General features: G+C 67.3%; 19 protein-coding genes and 3 pseudogenes. 20 read left to right on the plus strand and 2 right to left on the minus strand.

What is annotated here, in order from left to right; genetic code table 11:
- Positions 1-188: 188 nt before the first annotated feature.
- The 17 genes and pseudogenes from clpX to EJK91_RS05595 all read left to right on the plus strand — a co-directional run bounded on the left by clpX (position 189) and on the right by EJK91_RS05595 (position 20,902).
- Positions 189-1,472, plus strand: a complete 1,284-nt coding sequence (gene clpX, locus EJK91_RS05515; RefSeq protein ID WP_024440785.1) for an ATP-dependent Clp protease ATP-binding subunit ClpX — start codon at positions 189-191, stop codon at positions 1,470-1,472.
- Between the two features lie 286 nt (positions 1,473-1,758).
- The gene (locus tag EJK91_RS05520; protein WP_125078457.1) at positions 1,759-3,699 is read left to right on the plus strand and encodes a 2-oxoacid:acceptor oxidoreductase subunit alpha; all 1,941 of its coding nucleotides are present in this window, start codon (positions 1,759-1,761) and stop codon (positions 3,697-3,699) included.
- Positions 3,696-4,781, plus strand: a complete 1,086-nt coding sequence (locus EJK91_RS05525; protein ID WP_024440783.1) for a 2-oxoacid:ferredoxin oxidoreductase subunit beta — start codon at positions 3,696-3,698, stop codon at positions 4,779-4,781. Before EJK91_RS05520 ends, EJK91_RS05525 begins: the two co-directional genes overlap by 4 nt.
- A 4-nt stretch (positions 4,782-4,785) precedes the next feature.
- Positions 4,786-5,358, plus strand: a complete 573-nt coding sequence (gene mobA, locus EJK91_RS05530; RefSeq protein ID WP_081654439.1) for a molybdenum cofactor guanylyltransferase — start codon at positions 4,786-4,788, stop codon at positions 5,356-5,358.
- A 931-nt stretch (positions 5,359-6,289) separates the two neighbouring features.
- A pseudogene (locus tag EJK91_RS05535) lies at positions 6,290-6,523 on the plus strand (transglycosylase family protein); the annotation flags it as partial.
- Positions 6,524-6,615: 92 nt separating this feature from the next.
- Positions 6,616-7,872, plus strand: coding sequence for a saccharopine dehydrogenase family protein (locus EJK91_RS05540; protein WP_125078441.1), 1,257 nt, complete (start codon positions 6,616-6,618; stop codon positions 7,870-7,872).
- A gap of 96 nt (positions 7,873-7,968) precedes the next feature.
- Positions 7,969-8,559, plus strand: a complete 591-nt coding sequence (locus tag EJK91_RS05545; protein ID WP_024440779.1) for a DUF937 domain-containing protein — start codon at positions 7,969-7,971, stop codon at positions 8,557-8,559.
- Positions 8,560-8,649: 90 nt separating this feature from the next.
- A complete protein-coding gene (locus EJK91_RS05550; protein ID WP_125078442.1) occupies positions 8,650-11,301 on the plus strand; it encodes a valine--tRNA ligase in 2,652 nt (883 codons plus the stop codon).
- Positions 11,298-12,713: a bifunctional tetrahydrofolate synthase/dihydrofolate synthase gene (folC, locus tag EJK91_RS05555; protein WP_024440777.1), complete on the plus strand. Its 1,416-nt coding sequence runs from the start codon at positions 11,298-11,300 to the stop codon at positions 12,711-12,713. The genes EJK91_RS05550 and folC overlap by 4 nt, the downstream gene beginning before the upstream one ends.
- Complete coding sequence (locus tag EJK91_RS05560; RefSeq protein ID WP_024440776.1) at positions 12,710-13,060, plus strand: DUF4233 domain-containing protein; 351 nt, start codon at positions 12,710-12,712, stop codon at positions 13,058-13,060. The genes folC and EJK91_RS05560 overlap by 4 nt, the downstream gene beginning before the upstream one ends.
- Positions 13,061-13,145: 85 nt before the next feature.
- Positions 13,146-13,592, plus strand: coding sequence for a nucleoside-diphosphate kinase (gene ndk / locus EJK91_RS05565; RefSeq protein ID WP_024440775.1), 447 nt, complete (start codon positions 13,146-13,148; stop codon positions 13,590-13,592).
- 296 nt (positions 13,593-13,888) lie between these two features.
- On the plus strand, positions 13,889-16,843 hold the full coding sequence (locus tag EJK91_RS05570) for an Rne/Rng family ribonuclease (RefSeq protein WP_125078443.1): 2,955 nt from the start codon (positions 13,889-13,891) through the stop codon (positions 16,841-16,843).
- A gap of 152 nt (positions 16,844-16,995) precedes the next feature.
- The gene (rplU, locus tag EJK91_RS05575; RefSeq protein WP_024440773.1) at positions 16,996-17,307 is read left to right on the plus strand and encodes a 50S ribosomal protein L21; all 312 of its coding nucleotides are present in this window, start codon (positions 16,996-16,998) and stop codon (positions 17,305-17,307) included.
- A 17-nt stretch (positions 17,308-17,324) separates the two neighbouring features.
- Positions 17,325-17,585, plus strand: coding sequence for a 50S ribosomal protein L27 (rpmA, locus tag EJK91_RS05580; protein WP_024440772.1), 261 nt, complete (start codon positions 17,325-17,327; stop codon positions 17,583-17,585).
- A 48-nt stretch (positions 17,586-17,633) separates the two neighbouring features.
- On the plus strand, positions 17,634-19,079 hold the full coding sequence (obgE, locus tag EJK91_RS05585) for a GTPase ObgE (RefSeq protein ID WP_024440771.1): 1,446 nt from the start codon (positions 17,634-17,636) through the stop codon (positions 19,077-19,079).
- Positions 19,076-20,185 carry a glutamate 5-kinase gene (gene proB / locus EJK91_RS05590; RefSeq protein ID WP_024440770.1) on the plus strand — a complete coding sequence of 370 codons (1,110 nt, stop codon included), beginning with the start codon at positions 19,076-19,078 and terminating at the stop codon, positions 20,183-20,185. Before obgE ends, proB begins: the two co-directional genes overlap by 4 nt.
- Before the next feature lie 12 nt (positions 20,186-20,197).
- On the plus strand, positions 20,198-20,902 hold the full coding sequence (locus EJK91_RS05595) for a PE-PPE domain-containing protein (protein WP_024440769.1): 705 nt from the start codon (positions 20,198-20,200) through the stop codon (positions 20,900-20,902).
- Here the strand turns inward: EJK91_RS05595 and EJK91_RS05600 are convergent.
- A complete protein-coding gene (locus EJK91_RS05600) occupies positions 20,896-21,531 on the minus strand; it encodes a TetR/AcrR family transcriptional regulator (RefSeq protein ID WP_125078444.1) in 636 nt (211 codons plus the stop codon). The two genes, EJK91_RS05595 and EJK91_RS05600, sit on opposite strands and share 7 nt — an antisense overlap.
- Before the next feature lie 105 nt (positions 21,532-21,636).
- Between EJK91_RS05600 and EJK91_RS05605 the strand changes: the two are divergent.
- Positions 21,637-22,895 (plus strand): annotated as a pseudogene (locus tag EJK91_RS05605) (cytochrome P450).
- Here EJK91_RS05605 and EJK91_RS05610 read toward each other — a convergent pair.
- Positions 22,845-24,062: pseudogene (locus EJK91_RS05610) on the minus strand (MFS transporter); the annotation flags it as partial. The pseudogenes EJK91_RS05605 and EJK91_RS05610 overlap by 51 nt on opposite strands.
- Before the next feature lie 18 nt (positions 24,063-24,080).
- Between EJK91_RS05610 and EJK91_RS05615 the strand changes: the two are divergent.
- The gene (locus tag EJK91_RS05615; RefSeq protein ID WP_125078445.1) at positions 24,081-24,656 is read left to right on the plus strand and encodes a hypothetical protein; all 576 of its coding nucleotides are present in this window, start codon (positions 24,081-24,083) and stop codon (positions 24,654-24,656) included.
- Entirely contained in the window at positions 24,653-26,041 is a 1,389-nt protein-coding gene (locus EJK91_RS05620) for a recombinase family protein (protein WP_125078446.1), read from the plus strand. Before EJK91_RS05615 ends, EJK91_RS05620 begins: the two co-directional genes overlap by 4 nt.
- Positions 26,042-26,207 lie beyond the last annotated feature (166 nt).

A 26,207-nucleotide genomic window follows, 5' to 3' on the forward strand; every position in this document is an offset into this window, starting at 1 on the left:
GCGCGTCACACGCCGGCTCTGGCGCTCGGGCTATATCTTCGTGGGGCAGGCAGACGGAGCCCGTGATGAATACCAACGACGCGATTCGGCCTTATCGGTCGCCTCGCACCGGAATGAACGGGTAGCGTCGGAGCAGACACCGGCACCCCGACGACAGACGGCGAACAGGAAGTAGGTCCTAACGCACTATGGCGCGCATCGGAGACGGCGGGGACCTGCTGAAGTGTTCGTTCTGCGGCAAGAGCCAGAAGCAGGTCAAGAAGCTCATCGCAGGTCCAGGCGTATACATCTGCGATGAGTGCATCGACCTGTGCAACGAGATCATCGAAGAGGAGTTGGCCGACGCCGACGACGTGAAGCTCGATGAACTGCCCAAGCCTGCTGAGATCCGGGAGTTCCTGGAGGGCTACGTCATCGGCCAGGACACGGCTAAGCGGACGCTGGCGGTGGCCGTCTACAACCACTACAAGCGCATCCAGGCCGGCGAGAAGAGCCGCGACTCGCGCTCCGGTGAGCCGGTTGAGCTGACCAAGTCCAACATCTTGATGCTCGGGCCCACCGGCTGCGGCAAGACCTACCTGGCCCAGACCTTGGCCAAGATGCTCAACGTGCCGTTCGCGATCGCCGACGCCACCGCGCTGACCGAAGCGGGTTACGTGGGTGAGGACGTCGAGAACATTCTGCTCAAGCTGATTCAAGCGGCCGACTATGACGTCAAGCGCGCCGAGACCGGCATCGTCTACATCGACGAGGTCGACAAGATCGCCCGCAAGAGCGAAAACCCGTCGATCACCCGCGACGTCTCCGGCGAGGGCGTGCAGCAGGCGCTGCTGAAGATCCTGGAGGGCACGCAGGCCTCGGTTCCGCCGCAGGGCGGTCGCAAGCACCCGCACCAGGAATTCATCCAGATCGACACCACCAACGTGCTGTTCATCGTCGCCGGTGCGTTCGCCGGTTTGGAGAAGATCGTCTCGGACCGGGTTGGTAAGCGAGGCTTGGGCTTTGGTGCGGAGGTTCGGTCCAAAGCCGAGATCGACACCACCGACCACTTCGCCGAGGTCATGCCCGAGGACCTGATCAAGTTCGGTCTGATCCCCGAGTTCATCGGCCGGTTGCCGGTGGTGGCCTCGGTGACCAACCTCGACATGGAGTCGCTGGTCAAGATCCTGTCCGAGCCCAAGAACGCGCTCGTCAAGCAGTACACCCGACTGTTCGAGATGGACGGGGTGGAGTTGGAGTTCAGCCAGGACGCGCTGGAGGCCATCGCGGACCAGGCCATTCACCGCGGCACCGGCGCGCGCGGACTGCGGGCGATCATGGAAGAAGTCTTGCTACCGGTGATGTACGACATCCCGAGCCGCAACGACGTCGCCAAGGTCGTCGTGACCAAGGAAACGGTGCAGGACAACGTGTTGCCGACCATCGTGCCGCGTAAGGCGTCCCGCGGCGAGCGTCGCGACAAGACCGCCTGATCCGGGGGCGGCGCTCGTCGCCGCACAAAGTTACTCGCCAGTACCCGACTTCTCTTAGAGTTGGCGTGCGAGTGAACGTGATGAAAACCACATTTCTGGCTCAAGTTGACCGCGAACCGTGGTGTGACATCGACATTTAACACTGAGTAACCCGAATTTCGACACGGTGTGGCGTCGTATGGTCTATAAGAGCGGTGCAATAATCGGTACTGCCAGTGACAGAAAAACTTGTGGGTGCGCCAGCCGTGCTGGACGGCCCGGGTGGACAGTGATGGAAGGCGGGGCCGTGGGGCCGAGTGGTAATGGAGTCGGGTCGGCACCCGGTCGCCAAAAACTCGAGAAGGTCGTCATCCGTTTCGCCGGTGACTCCGGCGACGGTATGCAGCTCACCGGCGATCGCTTCACCTCTGAGGCGGCTCTGTTCGGAAACGACCTGGCCACCCAGCCGAACTACCCGGCCGAGATCCGCGCACCTCAGGGCACCCTGCCGGGTGTGTCGTCGTTTCAGATTCAGATTGCCGACTTCGACATCCTCACCGCCGGTGACCGCCCCGACGTCTTGGTGGCGATGAACCCGGCGGCGCTGAAAGCCAACATCGGGGACCTGCCGCGCGGCGGCATGGTGATCGTCAACTCCGACGAGTTCACCAAGCGCAACCTGGCCAAGATCGGCTACGAGACCAACCCGCTGGAGACCGAAGAACTCTCCGACTACGTCGTGGTCCCGGTCGCGATGACCTCCCTGACGCTCGGCGCGGTCGAGGCCATCGGCGCGACCAAGAAAGACGGCGCCCGGGCCAAGAACATGTTCGCCCTGGGCCTGCTGTCCTGGATGTACGGCCGGGAGCTGGAGAGCAGCGAGCGCTTCATCCGCGAGAAGTTCGCCAAGAAGCCCGACGTGGCCGACGCCAACGTCCTGGCGCTGAAGGCGGGCTGGAACTACGGCGAGACCACCGAGGCGTTCGGCACCACCTACGAAATCGCCCCGGCCAAGCTGCCGGCAGGCGAGTACCGCCAGATCTCGGGCAACACCGCGATGGCCTACGGCGTGATCGTCGCCGGTCAGCTGGCCGACACCCAGGTGGTGCTGGGGACCTACCCGATCACCCCGGCCTCGGACATCCTGCACGAGCTGTCGAAGTACAAGAACTTCAACGTGCTGACCTTCCAGGCCGAGGACGAGATCGCCGGCATCGGTGCGGCGATCGGCGCCTCGTACGGCGGCGCACTGGGCGTCACCAGCACGTCCGGTCCCGGCTTGGCGCTCAAGGCCGAGGCGCTGGGCCTGGCGGTGATGACCGAGCTGCCGCTGCTGCTGATCAACGTCCAGCGCGGCGGCCCGTCCACCGGCCTGCCCACCAAGACCGAGCAGGCCGACCTGATGCAGGCGCTCTACGGACGCAACGGTGAGTCGCCGGTGGCGGTTGTGGCGCCGTGCACGCCGTCGGACTGCTTCGACGCGGCCATCGAGGCGGTCCGGATCGCGGTGACCTACCGCACCCCGGTGGTGCTGCTGTCCGACGGCGCGATCGCCAACGGTTCCGAGCCGTGGCGTATCCCGGACATTGCCGCGATGGAGCCCATCGACCAGAACCTGGCCAAGGCCGGCGAGGACTTCGCGCCGTACGTGCGCGACCCGGAGACCCTGGCCCGGCAGTTCGCCATCCCCGGCACCCCGGGCCTGGAGCACCGGATCGGTGGCCTGGAAAAGGCCAACGGCTCCGGGGCGATCTCCTACGAGCCGGCCAACCACGATCTGATGGTTCGGCTGCGTCAGGCCAAGATCGACGGCATCAAGGTTCCCGACTTGGTCGTCGACGACCCGTCCGGGGACGCCGAGCTGCTGATGCTGGGCTGGGGCAGTTCCTACGGCCCGATCGCCGAGGCCTGCCGGCGGGTCCGGCGGGGCGGCGTCAAGGTTGCGCAGGCGCRCCTGCGCAACCTCAACCCGCTGCCGGCCAACCTGGGTGAGGTGCTGCGGCGCTACCCCAAGGTGGTGCTGCCGGAGATGAACCTGGGGCAGTTGGCGCTGCTGCTGCGCGGCCGCTACCTGGTCGATATCCAGTCGGTGACCAAGGTGACCGGCCAGGCATTCCTGGCCGATGAGGTCGAGGGGATCATCGACGACGCGCTGGCCGGCACGCTGGCCGACCGGGAGAACGAGAAGGCGTCGCTGGCCAGGGCCGCGGCGGTCACCATTGCGGGTACAGCAGGAGCGAACTCATGACCACCACCGAAGCTGTCGGCTCGCTTGTCGGAACCGATCTGGGACTGACCGCGCTGAGCGGGGTCCCCACCACCGACGAGCCGCAGAAGTCCAAGGACTTCACCTCCGACCAGGAGGTGCGCTGGTGCCCGGGCTGTGGCGACTACGCCATCCTCAACTCCGTCCGCAACTTCCTGCCTGAACTGGGGGTGCGGCGGGAGAACGTGGTGTTCGTCAGCGGGATCGGCTGCTCGAGCCGCTTCCCGTACTACATGAACACCTACGGCGTGCACTCGATCCACGGCCGTGGCCCGACGTTCGCCACCGGGCTGGCGACCGCCCGCGAAGACCTGAAGGTGTTCCTGATCACCGGTGACGGTGACGCGCTGTCGATCGGCGGCAACCACCTGATCCACACGCTGCGACGCAACGTCAACATCACCATCCTGCTGTTCAACAACCGGATCTACGGCCTGACCAAAGGCCAGTACTCGCCGACCTCGGAGACCGGCAAGGTCACCAAGTCGACGCCGTACGGGTCGCTGGACAACCCGTTCAACCCCATCTCGCTGGCCATCGGCGCCGAGGCGACCTTCGTCGGGCGTGCCCTGGACTCCGACCGCAAGGGCCTCACCGAGGTCCTGCAAGGTGCGATGGAGCACCGCGGCTCGGCGCTGGTGGAGATCCTGCAGGACTGCCCGGTGTTCAACGACGGCTCCTTCGACCTGCTGCGCAAGGAAGGTGCGGACAGCCGCATCATCAATGTCCGGCACGGCGAGCGCATCGTGTTCGGCGCCGAGGGGGAGTACTGCGTCATCAAGTCCGGTTTCGGGCTGGAGGTCGCCAAGACCGCCGATGTCTCGGCCGAGCAGATCGTGGTGCACGACGCCACGCAGGCCGACTCCTCGTACGCCTTCGCGCTGTCGCGGCTCTCGGAGCAGGACCTGTCGCACTTCCCGATGGGCATTTTCCGCAAGGTCAGCAAGCCCACCTACGACGACCTGGCTCGCGCGCAGGTCGCCGAGGCCCGGCAGTCGACCGCTCACGACACCGCCGCACTCCAGGCGCTGCTGCGTGGTCGCGACACCTGGACTGTCGACTGACGCCATGAATGCCGGTCGGTTGGCCGGTGTCGTGCTGGCCGGCGGGGCATCGCGCCGGATGGGCCGCGATAAGGCCACGCTGACCGTGCCGGGCAGGTTCGTCGGTCTGACATTGGTGCAACACCAGGTCTCGGTGCTGGCGCAGCGTTGCGATCCCGTCTTCGTGGTGGCCGCGGAGGGCCAGCTGCTGCCCGAGCTTGCTGCGCAGGTACTGCGCGACGAAGTGCCAGGGCTGGGTCCGTTGCCCGCAATCGGGCTGGGGTTGCGGGCCGCGGCACGCGCCGGCGCCCAGCGCGCCTTCGTCTGCGCGGTCGACATGCCTTTTCTGACAACAGATTTGATCGACGCACTGACTTCTTCCGCGGCCGACGTCGTATTGCCGCACGCTGAGCGAGACCACTATCTGGCCGCGGTGTATCGCACCGCCCTGGCCGACACAGTCGCCGACTTGGTGGCTGCCGGAGAACGCCGAGTGGGCGCGTTGATCGAGGTGGTCGAGGTCCGGCGGATCATCGTGTCCGACGCGTCTCCGCTGGCCAATCTCAACTCTCCGGACGACCTCAGCGGGCTGCACTGAGTCGCGCATCAGCAAATATGATTTCGAACCATAAATACGGCACGATTCGGTACTGACGGATAGCGAAATAAGCCGTCATATTATCTGTATTGAGATGGAAAAATTATTGGCACAGTGCGGCATTGAAAGGTGACCGCTCTGTTCTGGTGGTCCGGAACCGCTTGTAGCGCAAGGCAATTGGCTTGGCGCCTCGGCGGGTGAGTAATGCCGGGCCGGGCTGAGTTGCAGCGTGAATGCCGCCTGGTCAATCGCATGTCAGCGCGGTATCCGGGAACCTTTCGCCTGCTCGGGGTGCGTCGGCCGGCTCCGGTCAGCTGACCTGCTACAAGTGGGGCAGCTGGTGTTGCTGAGGCTCCTGTAGCATTCGATCCTCCCTGCGGCGGTCGATGTAGACGCCCGCAAATCTCCTCATTTCCAGTGGTCCAGCCCACAAAAACCTCGTGATCTGACTCACGCTCGCGGATGCGTGCCGCCGCATCGGCGGAACTGCTCAAGGCGGCGCTGACCTGCTATAACCATTCCCGATCACAGTGTGATGGTTTCGTTATCTGTCCGAAATATGCGCGGGACGCGGTTGGACTTGTCGCATGAACGTTTCGTAAGTTTCCTCTCGCCTAATGCAAGGCAAACAAATTCAATCGACGGAACCGCGTGTGAGCGGGGCCGCGGGCGGCCCCTCGAACGCCCCCGCGGTGCCGGGTGTCATCCCGGCGGGCGCACTGCCCCCGCTGTCGTGCCTGACCTAGACGGCACGTCCCGAAGACCACTCCGGCCTGGAACCCAGGCGTGCCAACCCACCCAGTGGGCGCACATCGGTGCGCGCGTTGCGAAAGGAACGATGTTGAAGAACGTCCGCAAGCCCCTCACGCTGGCCGCGATCGCCGGCGCCCTGATCACCGGCGCGGTCGCCCTGTCCGACGCCACCGCTAAGGCGGACAGCGTCAACTGGGACGCCATCGCGGCCTGCGAGTCGGGCGGCAACTGGTCGATCAACACCGGCAACGGTTATTACGGCGGGCTGCAGTTCAATGCCGGCACCTGGCGTGCCAACGGTGGCAGCGGCATGCCGCACAACGCCAGCCGTGCCGAGCAGATCCGGGTTGCCGAGAACGTGCTGCGCAGCCAGGGCATCGGTGCCTGGCCGGTGTGCGGCCGTCGCGGCTGACCATCCCTGTCGCGCTATCGACGACGGCGCCGGGCGAGCAGCCCGGCGCCGTCGCCGTCGGACCGCATTCCTGACCGAGTAGCGTCGGTGACGTGCCTGAAACGCCTCGTGAGCTCGACATCATCCTCTATGGAGCCACCGGTTTCGCAGGGAAGCTGACCGCCCAATACCTGGCCCGCGCCGGCGGCGCCGCCCGGATCGGGCTGGCCGGCCGTTCCGCGGAACGGCTGCGTGAAGTCCGCGACGGCCTCGGATCGCCGGCCCAAGACTGGCCGATCGTGGTGGCCGACGCCGGCAAACCGGCAACCCTGGAGGCGATGGCGGCCCGCACCCGGGTGGTGATCACCACCGTCGGCCCCTACACCCGCTACGGCATGCCCCTGGTCGCGGCCTGCGCCGCGGCGGGCACCGACTACGTGGACCTCACCGGCGAGGCGCTGTTCGTGCGGGAGAGTATCGATCGGCACCACCAGCAGGCCGCCGATAACGGCGCCCGTATCGTGCACGCCTGCGGCTTCGACTCCCTTCCGTCGGACATGAGCGTGTATGCCCTGTATCGGGCCGTCCGCGACGACGGCACGGGCGACCTGCTCGACACCGACTACGTGGTGCGAGGTTTCTCCGCCGGGGTGTCCGGCGGCACGCTGGCCTCGATGGTCGAGGTCCTGAGCGCTGCCGCCAAGGACCCGGAAGCCCGACGGCTGCTGAACGATCCCCACACGCTCAGCTCCGATCGGTCCGCCGAACCCCGACTGGGCCCCGAGCCGGACCTGTCGTGGCGGCGGGGTCGCGACATCGCACCGGAACTGGACGGAATCTGGACCGCCGGCTTCGCCATGGCGCCCGTCAACACCCGGATCGTGCGACGCAGCAACGGACTGCTCGACTGGGCCTACGGGCGCCGGTTCCGCTACGCCGAGCACATGAGCGCCGGGTCGTCGGCCGCGGCACCGGTGCTGTCTGGGTTGGCGACCGGGATGGGCAAGGTGACCTTCGGGGCCGGCGGCCAGCTCTTGGGGCTCGTTCCGGCCGGACTGCTGGAGCGGGTGTTGCCCAAGCCGGGCACTGGGCCCAGCCGCAGCCGCCGCGAGAACGGTTACTACCGCATCGAGACGTATACGACCACCAGCAGCGGAGCCCGCTACCGCGCGGATATGGCGCAGCAGGGCGACCCCGGCTACCAGGCCACTTCGGTGCTGCTGGGCGAGAGCGCGCTGGCGCTGGCGCTGGACCGTGACGCCCTGTCGGACCACTACGGTGTGCTCACCCCGGCGGCCGCGATGGGCGATGTGCTGCTGGCCAGACTGCCTGCGGCGGGAGTGACCCTGGAGGTCTCCCGGCTGCGTTGATCGGCGCTCAATTGTTCGGTGCCGGCCACTGATCTTTCCGCTAATGTCATTTTCGACCGCTGCCCTGGCGGCACCCAGCAACGAAGGTGGAATCTCATGGCCGGTCTCGACGATCTTTTCGCTCAGATCCCCATCCAGGACATCGCCAACCAGCTCGGCGCTGACGCGGGTGAAGTGGACAGCACCATCCGAACCCTGGTGCCGGTGCTGGTCGGCGGGCTGAGTCAGAACGCCCAAGACCCGGGTCAGGCCAACAGCATCGTCAACACCGCCTCGACCTTCGCGGCGCAGGGACTGCTGGACAACGCGCTGGGCGCCAGTCAGTCCGAAGGCCAGCAGGTGATCTCCACCATCTTCGGCGGCAACGACACCAGCCAGGTCGCGTCGGCGCTCTCGGGTGCCGGCGCGGGCAACAACGACCTACTGCAGAAGCTGCTGCCGATCATCGCGCCGATCGTGCTCGCCTACATCGGCAAGCAGCTCAGCGGCCAGAAGGCCGAGCCGGCCCAGGAACAAGCCTCCGGTGGCGGCCTCGGTGACGTCCTGGGCAGCATCCTGGGCGGTATGGCCGGTGGCGGTGCCGCCAAGAACCAGTCGATGGGCAGCATCCTGGGCAACATGATCGGCGGCAAGACCGGCGGCGCCATCGGCGACATCCTCGGGGGTCTGCTCGGCGGCAAGAAGTAGCCCACCTGCGTGAGCAGTCGTGAAAGCCCCGAATCGTGCCGGATTCGGGGGCTTTCGCGACTGCTCGGCAGGCATTCCTAGAATTGACCGGTGACTGACACTCCCAACGCCGCCGACACCGATCACCTACCCAAGTCATGGGAGCCGGGTGCGGTAGAGGACGCGATCTACCAGCGTTGGGTGGATGCCGGCTACTTCACCGCGAATCCGACCAGCGATAAGCCCGGCTATTCGATCGTGCTGCCCCCGCCGAACGTCACCGGCAGCCTGCACATGGGCCATGCGCTCGACCACACCCTGATGGACGTGCTGACCCGTCGTAAGCGGATGCAGGGCTACGAAGTGTTGTGGCTGCCGGGCATGGACCACGCCGGCATCGCCACCCAGAGCGTGGTGGAACGCCAGCTCGCCGCCGACGGCAAGAGCAAGCAAGACTTCGGCCGCGAACTGTTCATCGAGAAGGTGTGGGACTGGAAGCGGGAGTCCGGTGGCACCATCGGCGGCCAGATGCGCCGGCTCGGCGACGGTGTGGACTGGAGCCGTGAACGCTTCACCATGGACGACGGCCTGTCGCGGGCGGTCCGCACCATCTTCAAGCGGCTCTACGACGCCGGGCTGATCTATCAGGCCGAGCGACTGGTCAACTGGTCGCCCGTGCTTCAGACCGCAATCAGCGATCTCGAGGTCAAATACGAAGACATCGAGGGCGAGCTGGTGTCGTTCCGCTACGGCTCACTCGATGACGCCGAGCCCCATATCGTGGTGGCCACCACCCGGCTGGAAACCATGCTCGGTGACACCGCGATCGCGGTGCATCCCGACGACGACCGGTACCGCGACCTGGTGGGCAGCTTCCTGCCGCACCCGTTCCTGGAACGACAGATCGCTGTGGTCGCCGATGCGCACGTCGACCCCGAATTCGGCACCGGCGCGGTCAAAGTCACCCCCGCCCACGATCCCAACGACTTCGAGATCGGCCTGCGTCACCAGCTGGAGATGCCGACGATCCTCGACGAACGCGCCCGGATCACCGGCACCGGAACACAGTTCGACAACATGGACCGGTTCGAGGCCCGGGTCGCGGTGCGTGAAGCGCTGGCCGCGCAAGGCCGCATCGTCGCCGAGAAGCGTCCCTACGTGCACAGCGTCGGGCATTCCGAGCGCAGCGGCGAGGTCATCGAACCGCGGCTGTCCATGCAGTGGTGGGTCGACGTCTCCTCGCTGGCCAAGGCCGCCGGTGACGCGGTCCGCAACGGAGACACGGTCATCCATCCCAAGAGCCTGGAGCCGCGCTGGTTCGGCTGGGTTGACGACATGCACGACTGGTGCATTTCCCGGCAGCTGTGGTGGGGGCACCGCATCCCGATCTGGCACGGGCCCAACGGCGAGAAGGTCTGCGTCGGACCGGATGAGACCCCACCGGAGGGCTGGGAGCAGGACCCCGACGTGCTGGACACCTGGTTCTCCTCGGCGTTGTGGCCGTTCTCCACGATGGGCTGGCCGGACGCCACGCCTGAGCTGGAGAAGTTCTATCCGACAAGCGTTTTGGTGACCGGCTACGACATCCTGTTCTTCTGGGTCGCCCGGATGATGATGTTCGGCACCTTTGTCGGCGGCGACGCCGCGTTGCCCGAGGGCAAGGTTCCGTTCCGCAATGTGTTCCTGCACGGCCTGATCCGTGACGAGCACGGTCGCAAGATGAGCAAGTCCCGCGGTAACGGGATCGACCCGCTGGACTGGGTGGAGATGTTCGGCGCCGACGCCCTGCGGTTCACCCTGGCCCGCGGGGCGAGCCCCGGCAGTGACCTGTCGATCGGTGAGGACCATGCCCGCGCGTCGCGGAACTTCGTCACCAAGCTGTTCAACGCGACACGGTTCGCCCTGATGAACGGCGCCTCGCCGGCGCCGCTGCCACCGGTGGAGGAACTGACCGACGCCGACCGCTGGATCCTGGGGCGCCTGGAAGAGGTTCGTGCCGAAGTAGATTCGGCGTTCGAGGGCTACGAGTTCGGACGGGCGTGCGAGGCGCTGTATCACTTCGCCTGGGACGAGTTCTGCGACTGGTACGTCGAATTGGCCAAGACTCAGCTGGGGCAGGGGCTGACCCACACCACGGCCGTGCTCGCGGCGGTGCTCGACACCCTGTTGCGGCTGTTGCACCCGGTGATCCCCTTCGTCACCGAAACTCTGTGGCAGGAGCTCACCGGTGCAGAGTCGCTGGTGATCGCGGATTGGCCGGCCCCGTCGGGCATCGCCTTGGACCAGGTGGCCGCGCAACGGATCACCGACATGCAGAAGCTGGTGACCGAGGTGCGCCGGTTCCGCAGCGACCAGGGTCTGCGTGACCGGCAGAAGGTCCCGGCCCGGCTGACCGGCATCGAGGATGCCGACCTGGCCACCCAGGTGGCCGCGGTGGCGTCCCAGGCCTGGCTGACCGAGCCGGGACAGGACTTCGCGCCCTCGGCCACCGTCGAGGTAAGGCTCGGCGCCGGTGCCAAGGCGAGCACCGTCGTCGTCGAACTGGACACCTCGGGCACCGTCGACGTCGTCGCGGAACGCCGCCGCTTGGAAAAGGACTTGGCCACCGCGCGCAAGGACCTCGATGCCACCTCGGCAAAGCTGGGCAACGACGAATTCCTGGGCAAGGCGCCCGAGGCTGTGGTCGAGAAGATCCGGGCCCGCCAACAGCTGGCCCGCGACGAGGTGGAGCGGATCACCGCGCGTCTGGCAGGCCTGGCGTGACCGATCAACCGGTCGGCACCACTGAGCCCACCCCGGACGAGGTCGCGGCGCTGCTGCAGGTCGAGCACCTGCTCGATCAGCGGTGGGGCGAGACCAAGATCGAACCGAGCCTGACGCGCATCAACGCCCTGCTGGAACTGCTCGGATCGCCGCAGCGCGGTTACCCGGCCATCCACGTCGCGGGCACCAACGGCAAGACCTCGGTGGTGCGGATGATCGACGCGCTGCTGACGGCATTCAGCCGCCGGACCGGGCGCACCACCAGCCCGCATCTGCAGTCGGCGGTCGAGCGCATCGCGATCGACGGCCAGCCGATCAGCCCGGCGCGCTATGTGGAGACCTACGCCGAGATCGAGCCCTTCGTGCAGATGGTCGATGCGTCCTCGCAGGCAGACGGGGGACCGGCCATGAGCAAGTTCGAGGTGCTCACCGGGATGGCGTTCGCAGCCTTCGCCGACGCTCCCGTCGACGTCGCCATTGTGGAAGTCGGCATGGGCGGCCGCTGGGACGCCACCAACGTCGTGGACGCTCCGGTCGCCGTCATCACCCCGATCGGCATCGACCACGTCGACTACCTCGGCGACGACATCGCCGGTATCGCCGCGGAGAAGGCCGGCATCATTCACCGCTCGCCGGACGAACTGACCGACACCGTGGCGGTCATCGCCCGTCAGGCGCCCGAGGCGATGGAGGTGCTGCTCGCCGAATCGGTGCGCGCGGATGCCGCGGTGGCACGGGAGAACTCCGAGTTCGCGGTGCGCAGCCGTCAACTCGCGGTCGGCGGACAGGTGCTGGAACTGCAGGGCTTGGGCGGGGTGTACTCCGAGATCTTTCTGCCGTTGCACGGTGAGCATCAGGCCCACAACGCGGTGCTGGCGCTGGCGGCGGTGGAGGCGTTCTTCGGGGCCGGCGCCGATCGGCAGCTTGATGTCGAGACCGTCCGGGCGGGTTTCGCCGCGGTGCGCAGCCCCGGCCGGCTGGAGCGGATGCGCAGTTCGCCCACCGTGTTCATCGACGCCGCGCACAACCCGGCCGGCGCCGCCGTGCTGGCCCAGGCCCTGGCCGAAGATTTCGACTTCCGGTATCTGGTCGGTGTCCTCAGCGTGCTCGCTGACAAGGACGTCGACGGAATCTTGGCGGCGCTAGAGCCCGCGTTTGATCGAATCGTGGTGACCCATAACGGTTCACCGCGTGCGCTGGACGTCGAGACGCTTACCGTTGCGGCAGCGCGGTGGTTCGGTGACGACCGGGTGGTCACCACCGAGACGCTTGAAGATGCGATCGACACCGCCACAGCGCTGGTCGACGAATTCGATTCCGAAGGCCAAGCTTCGGGAGCCGGCATCGTGATCACCGGATCGGTGGTCACCGCCGGTGCGGCCCGCTCGCTGTTCGGGAAGGACCCGGCATGACCCAACCGACCGACGTTCCTGACCCCTGGCGGGGTTTTCGCGGCGTGATGGCCGCGACGCTGATACTTGAAGCCATCACGGTGCTGCTGGCTCTGCCGGTGGTCGGCGTCGTCGGGGGCGGTCTGACACCGTTCTCGTTGGCGTACCTGCTCGGCTTGGCGCTGGTGCTGCTGTTGTTCGCCGGCATCCAGGGCCGCAGCTGGGCCATTTGGGCCAATCTGGCGCTGCAACCGGTACTGGTGGCCGGCTTCGTGATCTATCCCGGTGTGGGCATCATGGGCCTGGTGTTCACCGTGGTGTGGGGGCTGATCGCCTATTTCCGTGCGGTGGTCTTGCGACGCTCGTGACGGAACCGGTGACCGGGGCCGGTACGCTGTCGCCGTGCCGCTGGCGACGACGCAGGGCGGAGCAATGGATGAGGAGCGGCGCTGCATGACTGAGCGGACTTTGGTGCTGATCAAGCCGGACGGCGTGAACCGGCGGCTGGTGGGCGAGATCATCAACCGGATTGAGAAGAAGGGCCTGACGTTGGCGGCCCTGGAACTGCGGCCGGTACAGCAGGCCGTGGCCCGGCAGCACTACGCCGAGCACGACGGCAAGGCGTTCTTCGCTTCGTTGCTGGACTTCATCACCTCGGGTCCCGTGGTCGCCGCTGTGGTGGAGGGACCGCGCGCCATCGAGGCGTTCCGGCAGCTCGCCGGTGGTACCGACCCGGTGGCCAAGGCCACCCCGGGCACCATCCGCGGTGATTTCGGTCTGGAGACCCAGTTCAACCTGGTGCATGGCTCGGACTCGCCGGAGTCGGCCGAGCGTGAGATCGCGCTGTGGTTCCCCGACCTGAAGCCGTCGGTGTCGACGGATCCGATGACCCTGGCCTGACCGCGGAGTTAGTGCCTTTCGTTCGGCTCCTGTGGATTGTGTGGGATACTGACTAACGGGTGAACGTCACCGGACCGGTTTCCGACACCCGAATGAAGACTTCGGCGAGTGCGACGGTCGCGATATGTGATGCGGCGCCGATCGCCGGTTTTCATTCAGCCAGGCACCGAGTCGGTTCAACCCGAGCCCCTCGGAGCGAGACCACCACAAGCCCGGGGAAGTGAGCCGGGCCTATAACGAGAAGTCCTCGCGTGGCCGCGTCGCAACGACGCGCCCGGGGGCTTGAGGAGACGTACGTGGCAGACCCCTCTTTTTTTAATGGTCCTGATTCAGAGGTATCAGCAGCACCGAGCGAGCATGAGGAGCTGCCCGATCGACTTCGGGTGCACTCGCTGGCGCGGGTTCTGGGCACCACCAGCCGGCGGGTCCTGGAGGCGCTGACCGAGTTGGACGGGCGGGCGCGCAGCGCCCACTCCAGCGTGGATCGGGTCGAGGCGGTGCGGGTCCGCGACCTGCTGGACTCGGCAGTCGCGCCCGCTGTCACCGGACTGTTTCAGGAGGCCGGGGAGGCCGACGCGACGGGCGAGGTCCCCGACGAGCCGGAGTCCCGGTTGCTGCTGGAAACGGCACCGGAGCCGGCCGCTGTGCGGGCTGACTACATGCCGTTGTTCGTGGCGCCGCAGCCGGTCGCCTTCGAGCGCGCGGTGCCGCGCGACGTCGAAGTCGAGTCAGACGACGCGGACGACTACGGCGACGACGACATCGGCGGCTCCGACGCCGATGCCGACGCCGACACCGATGACGAGAACGGCGACCGGCCCGCCAACCGGCGCCGCCGCCGTGGACGCCGCGGCCGTGGCCGCGGCCGCGGGTCTGAGGGTGCGGCAGCCGAGGACGCCGACGATGAGACCGAGGACGACGACTCCGCCGCTGAATCGGAGGAGGCCGGAGACGCCGAGGACGCCGCCGACGAGGAAGGCGGTTCGGCCGACGACGCGGGCAGCCGTCGCCGTCGCCGTCGCCGTCGCCGCAAGGCCGGGACCGGCGAGGAAGAGGACACCGCGTCCTCGGACGACCCGCCCAACACCGTCGTGCATGAGCGGGCCCCGCGCGCCAAGACCAACCGGTCCGCCAAGAGCGACCGCGGCACCGGTGACGACGAGATCCAGGGCATCACCGGCTCGACACGGCTGGAGGCCAAACGGCAGCGCCGTCGCGACGGTCGCGACGCCGGGCGCCGCCGCCCGCCGATCCTGAGCGAGGCCGAGTTCCTGGCCCGCCGCGAGGCCGTCGAACGCCGGATGGTGGTCCGTGACCGGGTCCGGACCGAGCCCCCGCACCAGGGCGCCCGCTACACCCAGATCGCCGTGCTGGAAGACGGCGTGATGGTCGAGCACTTCGTCACGTCTGCCGCATCGACCTCCCTGGTGGGCAATGTCTACCTGGGCGTCGTCCAGAACGTGCTGCCGTCGATGGAGGCCGCCTTCGTCGACATCGGCCGGGGCCGCAACGGCGTGCTCTACGCCGGTGAGGTGAACTGGGAAGCTGCCGGACTCGGCGGTGCCAACCGCAAGATCGAACAGGCGCTCAAACCCGGCGACTACGTCGTGGTGCAGGTCAGTAAGGACCCCATCGGACACAAGGGCGCCCGGCTGACCACGCAGGTGTCGCTGGCGGGTCGCTACTTGGTCTATGTGCCGGGCGCATCGTCGACCGGCATCAGCCGCAAGCTGCCCGACACCGAACGTCAGCGGCTCAAGGAGATCCTGCGCGAGGTGGTGCCCGCGGACGCCGGCGTGATCATCCGCACCGCGTCGGAGGGCGTCAAGGAATCCGACATCCGCGCCGACGTCGAACGCCTCCAGGAACGCTGGAACCAGATCGAGGCCACCGCCGCCGAGACCAAGGCGAAAGCCGCCGGAGCCGCAGTGGCGCTCTACGAAGAGCCCGACGTGCTGGTCAAGGTGATCCGAGACCTGTTCAACGAGGACTTCTCCGAGTTGGTGGTCTCCGGTGACGACGCCTGGGCCACCATCAACGACTACGTGGGCTCGGTGGCACCCGAGCTGGTGCCGAAGTTGACCCGCTACACCGCGCCGACGGGTCCGGAGGGCCAGGCCGGGCCGGACGTGTTCGCGGTGCACCGCATTGACGAGCAGCTGGCGAAGGCGCTGGACCGCAAAGTCTGGCTGCCTTCGGGCGGCACGCTGGTTATCGACCGCACTGAGGCGATGACAGTGGTCGACGTCAATACCGGCAAGTTCACCGGCTCCGGCGGCAACCTCGAAGAGACGGTGACCAAGAACAACTTGGAAGCCGCCGAAGAGATCGTGCGACAGCTTCGCCTGCGTGACATCGGCGGCATCATCGTCATCGACTTCATCGACATGGTGCTGGAGTCCAACCGGGACCTGGTGCTGCGTCGGCTGACCGAGGCGCTGGGCCGTGACCGAACCCGCCATCAGGTTTCGGAGGTGACGTCGCTGGGGCTGATTCAGCTGACCCGCAAACGCTTGGGCACCGGGCTGATCGAGGCGTTCTCGACCTCGTGTCAGCACTGCGCCGGGCGTGGCATCGTGTTGCACGCCGACCCGGTGGACTCTGCCGGGCCGGGACGCAAGACCGAACCGGGCGGTGGCGGCACCACCAGCAGCCGCCGCAGCAAGCGATCGAAGAAGCCGAAGGTCGACGAACCGGCGGTCGTCAAGGTTCCGGTGCACACGCCCGGTGACCACCCGATGTTCAAGGCGATGGCTGCGGCCAGCGACCGGCACGACGAGTCGGACGACGAGCACGGGACTGCGCCCGAGGGCGATGAGCTGGTGGTGAACCTGGCCGGCCAGGACGCCGAAGGCGCCGAGGAGACCGAGGGCGCCGGCGAGGTGGCCCAGGAGGCCCTGGAGTCCGACGTGGCCGATGAGGACCTCGCCGAGGACGACGAAGACGTCGATGAGGACAGCGACGACGAAGATGTCGATGAGGACGTCGATGAGGACGTCGATGAGGATGTCGACGACGATGACGACGAAGTCGATCTCGACGACGATGACGACGAGGACTTCGATGACGACCTGGACGTCATCGATGAGTCCGATGAGTCCGACGAGTCAGATCAAGACGACTCCGATGAAGACGACTCCGACGATGCCGAGGACTCCGAGGACGCGGACGAACCCGAGGTGGCGGTTGCGGTGGTCGAGCGTCCGCGACGTCGACGTGCGGCGGCCCGGCCGGCCGGGCCACCGATCTGACATCGTGCCGGTTTGACCCCTTAGCCGCTGGTCACGTACCCTTGACCAGTTGTCGCCAGGCGGGAATAACCACAGCTCGGCGGACAGAACCCCAGACACCTGCGCAAGTCCCGATGGCGTGCGCGCCCGAGAAGCAGAGGTAGAAACCAACGATGGCGACGTACGCAATCGTCAAAACCGGCGGCAAGCAGTACAAGGTTGCCGTTGGTGACGTGCTCAAGGTTGAGAAGATCGAGTCCGAGCCGGGATCGTCGGTCTCGCTGCCGGTCGCGCTGGTGGTGGACGGTGCCACCGTCACCACCGACGCCGCCAAGCTGGCGAAGGTCGCGGTCACCGGCGAGATCCTGGAGCACACCAAGGGTCCGAAGATCCGCATCCACAAGTTCAAGAACAAGACCGGCTACCACAAGCGGCAGGGTCACCGTCAGCAGCTGACCGTGCTCAAGGTCACCGGAATCAAGTAGCAGCAGGAGGCAGCGAGATGGCACACAAAAAGGGCGCTTCCAGCTCACGTAACGGGCGCGACTCAAACGCCCAGCGACTCGGCGTCAAGCGGTTCGGCGGCCAGGTCGTCAAGGCCGGCGAGATTCTGGTGCGGCAGCGCGGCACCCACTTCCACCCCGGCGTCAACGTCGGGCGCGGCGGCGACGACACCCTGTTCGCCACGGCACCCGGTGCGGTCGAATTCGGTGTGAAGCGCGGCCGCAAACTGATCAACATCGTGCCTGTCGCCCGCGACTAGTCGCCGGCGTAACTGGGCGCCATTCGGCGCCGGATAGGTAGTAACGCCATGTCCCGGTTCGTCGACCGCGTTGTCATCCATGTGCGCGCCGGCGACGGGGGCAACGGCTGCGCCTCGATTCACCGAGAGAAGTTCAAGCCGCTCGGTGGTCCCGACGGTGGCAACGGTGGTCGCGGCGGCAGTGTCGTGCTGGTCGTCGACCCGCAGGTGCACACCCTGTTGGACTTTCACTTTCGTCCGCACATCAACGCGGCGTCCGGCAAGCAGGGCCAGGGCAACAACAAGGACGGCGCCACCGGCGCGGACCTCGAGATCAAAGTTCCCGACGGCACCGTCGTGCTCGACGAGCACGGGAGGCTGCTGGCCGACCTGGTCGGGACGGGTGCCCGCTTCGAGGCGGCCGCCGGAGGACGCGGCGGGCTGGGCAATGCGGCGCTGGTGTCGCGCGCCCGAAAGGCGCCCGGCTTCGCACTGCTGGGGGAGAAGGGCGAAACCCGCGACCTCACGCTGGAACTCAAGACCGTCGCCGACGTCGGGCTGATCGGGTTTCCGTCCGCGGGCAAATCTGCGCTGGTGTCGGTGATCTCGGCGGCCAAGCCGAAGATCGCCGACTATCCCTTCACCACGTTGGCGCCCAATCTGGGCGTGGTCTCGGCCGGAGAGAACACCTTCACCGCAGCCGATGTGCCCGGACTCATCCCCGGTGCCTCGACCGGTCGCGGGCTGGGCCTGGACTTCCTGCGGCACATCGAACGCTGCGCTGTGCTGGTGCACGTCGTAGACTGCGCGACCGCCGAACCGGGCCGTGACCCGCTCTCGGACATCGAGGCGATCGAAGCCGAACTGGCTGCCTATACCCCCACCATGCAAGGGGATTCGACGCTCGGCGACCTGGTTGACCGGCCGCGCGCGGTGGTACTGAACAAGATCGACGTGCCCGAGGCGCTGGAGATGGCGGAGTTCGTCCGCGATGACATCGCGGCCCAGTACGGCTGGCCGGTGTTCATGGTCTCGACGGTGAGCCGTGCCGGCTTGCGGCCGTTGACGTTTGCGCTGGCCGAGATGGTGTCGGCGTATCGCGCCGCACAACCGGAGCCGGTGGCGCGCCGCCCGGTGATCCGGCCCGTTCGCGCGGGGGAGACCGGGTTCACCGTGGAATCCGACGGCGAGGGCGGGTTCCTTGTGCGCGGTACACAACCCGAGCGCTGGGTGCACCAGACCAACTTCGACAACGACGAAGCGGTCGGCTACCTGGGTGACCGGTTGGCCCGGCTCGGGGTCGAAGACGAACTGCTGAAGCGAGGCGCCACACCGGGCTGCGCGGTGACCATCGGAGACATGACCTTCGACTGGGAGCCGACCACTCCGGCGGGGGTGGACATCACGTTGTCCGGTCGGGGCACCGACAGCAGGCTGGAGCGTACCGACCGAGTGGGTGCCGCCGAACGAAAGGTCGCTCGCAAGCAGCGCCGCGAGCACACGGAGGAATCGTGACCGGCACCGGTGTTGCGCGCGAAGCGATTCGGACCGCGCGCAGCGTCGTGGTCAAGATCGGCACCACCGCCCTGACCACCGAATCGGGCATGTTCGACGCGGCCCGGCTGGCTGGACTGGCCGAGGCCATCGAAGGCCGGATGAAGGCCGGTTCGGATGTGACGATCGTGTCCTCGGGGGCTATCGCCGCCGGCCTGGAGCCGCTCGGACTGACCAAGCGGCCAACCGACCTGGCCACCAAGCAAGCCGCCGCCAGCGTGGGCCAGGTGGCGCTGGTCAATGCGTGGAGTGCCGCTTTCGGCCGGTTCGGCCGCACCGTCGGACAGGTGCTGCTCACCGCGCAGGACGTGTCGATGCGGGTGTCGCACACCAACGCCGCCCGCACCCTGGACCGGCTGCGGGCGTTGCACGCGGTGGCGATCGTCAATGAGAACGACACCGTGGCCACCAGCGAGATCCGCTTCGGCGACAACGACCGCCTCTCGGCGCTGGTGGCGCATCTGGTGGGCGCCGACGCACTGGTGCTGCTCTCCGACATCGACGGCCTCTATGACTCCGATCCTCGTAAGGGTCCGGCCCGCCTGGTCCCCGAGGTAGCCGGACCGGATGACCTCGCCGATGTGGTCGCCAGCGAGGGCAGCCACCTGGGCACCGGCGGCATGGTGTCGAAACTGTCGTCGGCACTGCTGGCCGCCGACGCGGGAGTTCCGGTGTTGCTGGCCGCGGCCGGCGAGGCCGCTGCCGCCCTGTCCGACGCATCGGTGGGGACCGTCTTCGCGCCCCGGGCGCAACGGTTGTCGGCACGCAAGTTCTGGGTGCGTCACGCCGCCGACGCGGCCGGGGTGCTGACGCTGGACGCCGGGGCCGTCGAGGCGGTGCTGGATCGCCGGCGCTCCCTGCTGCCGGCCGGGATCACCGCGGTCGCGGGCAGGTTCTACGGCGGCGACGTGGTCGAACTGTGTGGCCCGGACGGAGCCGTGGTGGCCCGCGGCGTGGTCGGCTACGACGCCGCCGAGTTGGACGACATGATCGGCCATTCGACCGCCGAGTTGGCACCGGACGCGCGCCGGCCGGTGGTGCATGCCGACGATCTGGTCGCAGTTTAGGAACTCGTCTGCATGAGCACCGTATTCACCATCGACGGGGCCGGCTGGAGTGGGTTTCTGCGGTTCATGTGCCGCGGTGCGGTCACCAGGGGCAAGACCGTGACAAACGTCAAGTACCCCAACACCTACTTCGAGGGCCTGCGCTATGTCCCGGCCGTCGCAGCGGTGCAGCGCGGTGCGCAAGCCCTCGACGACATGCTGACCGCTCACTTCAGCGCCGCACCCGATGCCGACGACGTACTGGTCTACGCCGTGAGCATGGGGGCACAGGTCGCCTGTAAGTGGTTGCGCGAGAAGGGGCCGACCTCGCCGGTCCCCACCGACAAGGTGTCGTTTCTGCTGCTGGCCAACCCCGAACAGCCGTTCCATGGCATCTACCAGGCCGATCCGAAGCTGGTCACGTTCATGAAGCTGCCCGACTACGGCGGCGTCGGTGTGCCCGCGGACACCCGGTTCGCGGTGACGGATTTGTGCCGCCAATACGACGGCATGGCCGACTTTCCCAACCTGCCCGCCGCACACGTCGACGCGTTGGCCGTCAGAAACGCTCTGCTGGGACTGGTGACCGTGCACAACAACTATTTCCGGGTCAACCTGGACAGTCCCGACAACATCCGGGTCACCCGCGGCAACCTCACCTACGTGTTTTGTCCCACCCGGCGCAAGAGGCGTCGGCGTATCGAGCGCAGTTATGACCGCTCGGCCTGGAGCTACTGATCGGTGGGCTTGAGATACAGTGCGCCCCAAACGATTTCCGTCAGGGCAGTGGCGAGTTCCGAATCGTAGTCGGCGTCGCGGGCCGGCAGGTTCTGCTGACATACCCGCTCCACCATCCAGGTGAGGGCGCTGGCGGTTGCGGTGGCGGGCAACTCGCGGCGAATGGAGCCGTCGGCCTGGCCGTCTTCGACGACCTGGGCCACCCGGCCGGAGATGCCGGTCAGCAAGTCCCGGTAGGTGGCGCCCACCAGCGGGTCGTAGCCGGCCATCTCGTTGAGCGCGATCAGCAGTGGTTGATGCCGCCGGTAGTTGGCGATGATCGCGGCCATCGCGGCGCGGACATCGCCGGGATCGCGGCGCTGCGCCACGCCCCACCAGCGCTCGGCCCCCGCGGCGAGATCGCCGAACACCTGGCCGGCGAGCCGGCGCAACAGGTGACCCTTGTCCTCGAAGTAGATGTAGAAGCTGGCGCGTGAGATGCCGGCCTCAGTCGCGAGGCGGTCCACGCTGAGTTCGGTGAAGCTGGCGCCGGCGCTCATCAGTCGCTCGGTGGCATCGAGGAGATGCCGTTCGATCTCCTCGCGCCGCTCCTGGCGGCCGGCGGCGGGCTTACGGGTCACAGAAGCCACAGCGAGCAGCGTAACGGCAAGGCCGACGTCTTGACTAGACAGACTGTCTAGACCTACTGTCGGTTCGAGCCCGGTGTGACCGGGGCCATACCCCGAGGAGGTCTCGTGACCGCACCATCCGCCGCGCTGCGCAGCTACGACGCGGTCGACCTGTCCTCACGCGCGTTCTGGTCCAGCACCGCCGCGGAGCGGGAGCGCTCGTTCGCGGTGCTGCGTGCCGAGCGTCCGGTGAGCTGGCACCCGCCGGTGCAGGACGCCATGCTCAACGATCCCGACGATCCCGGCTATTGGGCGGTCACCCGCCACGCCGACATCGTCGAGGTGAGCCGCACCCACGAGGTGTTCCTGTCCGGCAAGGGTGTGCAGTTCGAGAACATCCCCGCGGAGATGCTGGAGACCACCAGTCCTTCCTGGCCATGGATCCGCCCCGGCACACGAAACTGCGCAAACTGGCCACCGCTGCGTTCACTCCCCGGCAGATCAGGCGCATCGAGGACTCGATCACGGCCAGCGCCACGGCCATCGTCGACGAACTCAAGGCCGCCGGCAGTGGGGTCGACTTCGTCGAGTACTGCGCCAAGGAACTGCCGCTGCGCACGCTGGCCGACATGGTCGGCGTTCCCGATTCCGAGCGTGCGCAGGTGGCCCATGCCGCCGACGCCCTGGTATCGACCAACGACCCGGTGTTCCTCGCCGGGCGCGACCCGCTGGCGGTGATGGGCGAAAACATCATGTATCTGCATCAGGTCGCCGGCGCGCTGGCCGCGCAACGCCGTGAGACTCCCGGTGACGACCTGTTCAGCAGCCTGGTCAACGCCGAGGTCGACGGTGACCGGCTCACCGACGCCGAGGTGTCCGCCTACTTCGTGCTGCTGGCGGTGGCGGGCAACGACACCACCCGCCAGACCGCCAGCCATGCCCTGCGGGCGCTCACCGACTTCCCCGAGCAACGCGCGTGGCTGCTGGAGGACTTCGACCGCCGTATCGGGACCGCGGTAGAGGAGTTCATCCGCTACGCGACGCCGGTGATGACCTTCCGCCGGACCGCCGCAACCGATTACGAACTCGGCGGCCAGACCATTCGGGCCGGCGACAAGGTGGCCATGTTCTATGCGTCAGGCAACTGGGATGCGCAGGTGTTCGACCAGCCCGATCGCCTGGATCTGAGCCGCGACCCGAATCCGCATCTGGGTTTCGGCGGCGGCGGGCAGCACTACTGCCTGGGGACCCATGTGGCGCGGGCCCAGTTGCGGGCACTCTTCGGCGAGTTGCTCCATCAACTGCCGCGTATCGAGGCCGGCGACCCGGAGTATCTAGCGGGCAGCTTCATTCACGGGATCCGTGCCATGACTTGCACGTTCTGACGCGGTTGGTCCCGGCTCGGTCAGTCCGAACCGCCGGCCGGTGGCGTCCTTGCCGATCGCGGTCAGCACGATGACGGCGATCAGCGTGGGCACCAGCGTGACAACCAGGGCGTACGGGTAGCCGTGCGAGGCCGCCAAGTGCTCCTGGATCGGCAGGTTGAACGCGGCGAAGAGATTGCCCAGCTGGTAGGTCACGCCCGGATAGAAGCCTCGGATCGCGTCCGGCGACATCTCGGTCAGATGCGCCGGGATCACGCCCCAGGCTCCCTGCACGCAGATCTGGATCAGGAACGAGCCCAGGCACAGCATGCCCGCGGTGTGCGACAAGGCGAACAGCGGCACGATCGGTAAGCCCATCGTCGCGGCCCAGATGATCGCGTAGCGCCGGCCCAACCGCTGTGACAGCGAGCCGAAGATCAGTCCGCCGATGATCCCGCCGATGTTGTAGATCACCGCGATCCACTTGGCCGTGACATGGGACAGACCTGCGCCGTCGGGGGAGGTCAGAAACGTCGGATAGATGTCGTGCGTGCCGTGGCTCATCCAGTTGAACGCCGTCATCAGCAACACCAGGTAGCAGAATCGGCGGATCACCTTGGCGTCGGTGAACACGTCACGAATCTTGGTCTGGGTCAACCGCATCCGGTCCTGGGTAGCCTGCCAAATCTCGGACTCCGTCACCCGGTAGCGGATCAGCAGGCTGACCATGGCCGGCAGGATCGAGAGCCCGAACAGCCAGCGCCAGGACAACCCCAGCACGTCGTTCACCAGGAGCGAGGCCAGGGTGGCGGCCAGGTAGCCGAACAGATAGCCCTCCTGCAGCAGCCCGGAGAAGAACCCGCGGCGCTCCGGCGGGATCTTCTCCATGGCCAGCGCGGCGCCCAGCCCCCATTCGCCGCCCATCCCGATCCCGTAGAGCAGACGCAGAATCACCAGCACAGTGAAGGTGGGCGCGAACGCACACAAGAACCCCACCGTGGAATAGAAGATCACGTTGACCATCAGCGGTATTCGCCGGCCGACCCGGTCGGCCCACAGGCCGAACAGCAGCGCGCCCAGCGGGCGCATCACCAGCGTGGCGGTGGTCAGAAACGCGACCTCGGTCTTGGTGTGGCCGAAGGTCTTGGCGATGTCGGCGTAGACGAACACCACGATGAAGTAGTTAAAGAGCGTTTAATAGGTGTTATGAACACCGCCGCACGCGACCTCTGCCGCATATGGACCGACATGACTGCTCGCTGGTATGGCCGGAGCTACCCACCGAATCGTAACGAGCTGCCCGACTGCCTGGTCGATCTCTACGATTCGCCCGCGTTCGGGTCGTGGGAGGACGGAACCTACGACACTCAGCTACTGGCGTTCGCCATTGAGAACACCTGGTCATCCGCCGAATACCCCGAGCCCCGCCTTGCCAACGACGCCGACCTGTGCGTGGCGATGTTCCACGATGCGCGGGAGCATCTGTCTATCCCCGACGAGCCGGTCACCCTGTATCGCGGTGCGCGTGACGACCACGCGGTCAGGCGCATGTCGTGGACCGGCACCGTCGACATGGCCCGTTGGTTCGCCGACCGTTATTCCGATTTAAACGGCGCAACCGGGGGCCAGGTCTACATCCTGCGCGACGTAGACCCCGAACACGTTCTAGCGCAGATCGCGGAAGGTCGCGACGAGGACGAGTACGTGCTTGACCCGTTCTATCTCGATGACGCGCCAATCGAACTGTTTGAGGATCGCCGAAAGCGACAGGCCGACCGATGACCGCCGCGCCTGACCTCGTCCGCGCAATCATCTACACCCGCGTCAGCAGCGACAAGGCCAAGGGCCGCAGCGTCAAAGAGCAAGAGCGCGAGTGCCGCGCCGTCTGCGACCGTGAGGGCTGGCCGGTGGCTGACGTGCTTACCGACAACGACCGCAGCGCCACCCGCTACGCCACCCAGGACCGCCCGCAGTATGCACGGCTCCGCGACGTGCTCCAGCCCGGCGACGTGCTGGTGGTGTGGGAGCCGTCGCGGGCCGGGCGGTCGCTGGAGCACTACGTGGACCTGCGGCGACTGTGCACCGAGCGCGGGGTGCTGCTCTCGTACTCCGGTCGCACCTACGACCTGAACGACGGCGACGACCGATTCACCACCGGCCTGGACGCGCTGGTGGCCGAGAAGGAAGCCGAGCAGGCACGTGACCGCATCATGCGCGCCCACCGCGCCAACCTGGCGGCGGGGAGGCCCCACGGCAAGCTCGCGTACGGGTACCGGATCGTCCGCGACCCGGCCACTGGCAAGTCGGTGGGCCGCGAACCAGACCCGGCCCGCGCACCGCTGGTGCGGGAAGCTGCGCGGCGCGTGCTCGACGGCCAGCCGCTCACCGCCGTCGCCCGGTGGCTGGCGTCGCGTGACCCGTCGGTGGGGTGGCACCCCGACCGGGTGCGCCGCGTGCTGACGAATCCGACGATGGCCGGGCACCGCACCCACAAGGGCAAGATCACCGGACCGGGCACCTGGGAGCCGATACTGACCGACGATGAACTGAACGACATCACCGCGCTGTTCGCCGCCCGCAAGACCGGGCCGCGTGGGCTGCCGGTGCGGCATCTCCTGTCGGGAATCGCGGTCTGCGGGGTGTGCGAGGACCGGTTGTGGCGCAACAAGGGCACCGCCGGGCGCAACAACTACATCTGCCGTGCCGGGCATGTATGCCGCGACCTGGATCGGGTCGACGGCGCGGTTATCAAGGTCATCGAGGGCATCCTGAGCAGCCCCGAGGCCCGCTCGGCGCTCACCGCCGCCCCCGACTCCGACCCCGGCGCGGCGGCGCGGCTGGGCGAGCTGCGGGAGCGGCTGGAGGCGGTGGAGGACCAGATCACCGACGGGACGATGCCCACCGCGACGGGTGCGCGGGTCGCCGCTCGCCTCACCGAGCAGATCGCCGCCGCCGAGGCCGCAGCCGTGTCTCCGCACACCGACCCGACAGTCCGCAAGGTCACCGCCGACGGCGACGCGGTGGCCACCTGGCGGGGTCTGGCGCTGGCCGAGAAGCGCGACTTCATCCGCGCCGTGCTCACCGTCACCGTCTGGCCCATCGGGCGAGGTCGCTGGGGAGACAAGCGCACCGGGATCGTGGTCGACCCGCGTCCGCGCCGCTCCTGAACACGAAAGGCGTTGCACTTACCCGACTTTGACGGGTAAGTAGACACGCCGCAGATTAGCGTCGTGCGCCGCCGTGTGGCTATATTTGGCCTTGACCCCCGGCAGTGAGTAGGCCCTGTAGGAGTCGGGGGCACCAAAACGTCGGCCCCAGACGGGCCTGGCGGGC

It is taken from the genome of Mycobacterium sp. P7213 (genome assembly GCF_900604305.1).
Classification (GTDB): domain Bacteria; phylum Actinomycetota; class Actinomycetes; order Mycobacteriales; family Mycobacteriaceae; genus Mycobacterium.

Bases quoted from the DNA above. Each gene is read 5' to 3' on its own strand.
- clpX (WP_024440785.1), top strand. From the start codon at position 189: ATGGCGCGCATCGGAGACGGCGGGGACCTGCTGAAGTGTTCGTTCTGC.
- ndk (WP_024440775.1), top strand. From the start codon at position 13,146: ATGACTGAGCGGACTTTGGTGCTGATCAAGCCGGACGGCGTGAACCGG.
- rpmA (WP_024440772.1), top strand. From the start codon at position 17,325: ATGGCACACAAAAAGGGCGCTTCCAGCTCACGTAACGGGCGCGACTCA.
- EJK91_RS05545 (WP_024440779.1), top strand. From the start codon at position 7,969: ATGGCCGGTCTCGACGATCTTTTCGCTCAGATCCCCATCCAGGACATC.
- obgE (WP_024440771.1), top strand. From the start codon at position 17,634: ATGTCCCGGTTCGTCGACCGCGTTGTCATCCATGTGCGCGCCGGCGAC.
- mobA (WP_081654439.1), top strand. From the start codon at position 4,786: ATGAATGCCGGTCGGTTGGCCGGTGTCGTGCTGGCCGGCGGGGCATCG.
- EJK91_RS05620 (WP_125078446.1), top strand. From the start codon at position 24,653: ATGACCGCCGCGCCTGACCTCGTCCGCGCAATCATCTACACCCGCGTC.
- EJK91_RS05525 (WP_024440783.1), top strand. From the start codon at position 3,696: ATGACCACCACCGAAGCTGTCGGCTCGCTTGTCGGAACCGATCTGGGA.
- EJK91_RS05615 (WP_125078445.1), top strand. From the start codon at position 24,081: ATGAACACCGCCGCACGCGACCTCTGCCGCATATGGACCGACATGACT.
- EJK91_RS05595 (WP_024440769.1), top strand. From the start codon at position 20,198: ATGAGCACCGTATTCACCATCGACGGGGCCGGCTGGAGTGGGTTTCTG.
- EJK91_RS05560 (WP_024440776.1), top strand. From the start codon at position 12,710: ATGACCCAACCGACCGACGTTCCTGACCCCTGGCGGGGTTTTCGCGGC.
- rplU (WP_024440773.1), top strand. From the start codon at position 16,996: ATGGCGACGTACGCAATCGTCAAAACCGGCGGCAAGCAGTACAAGGTT.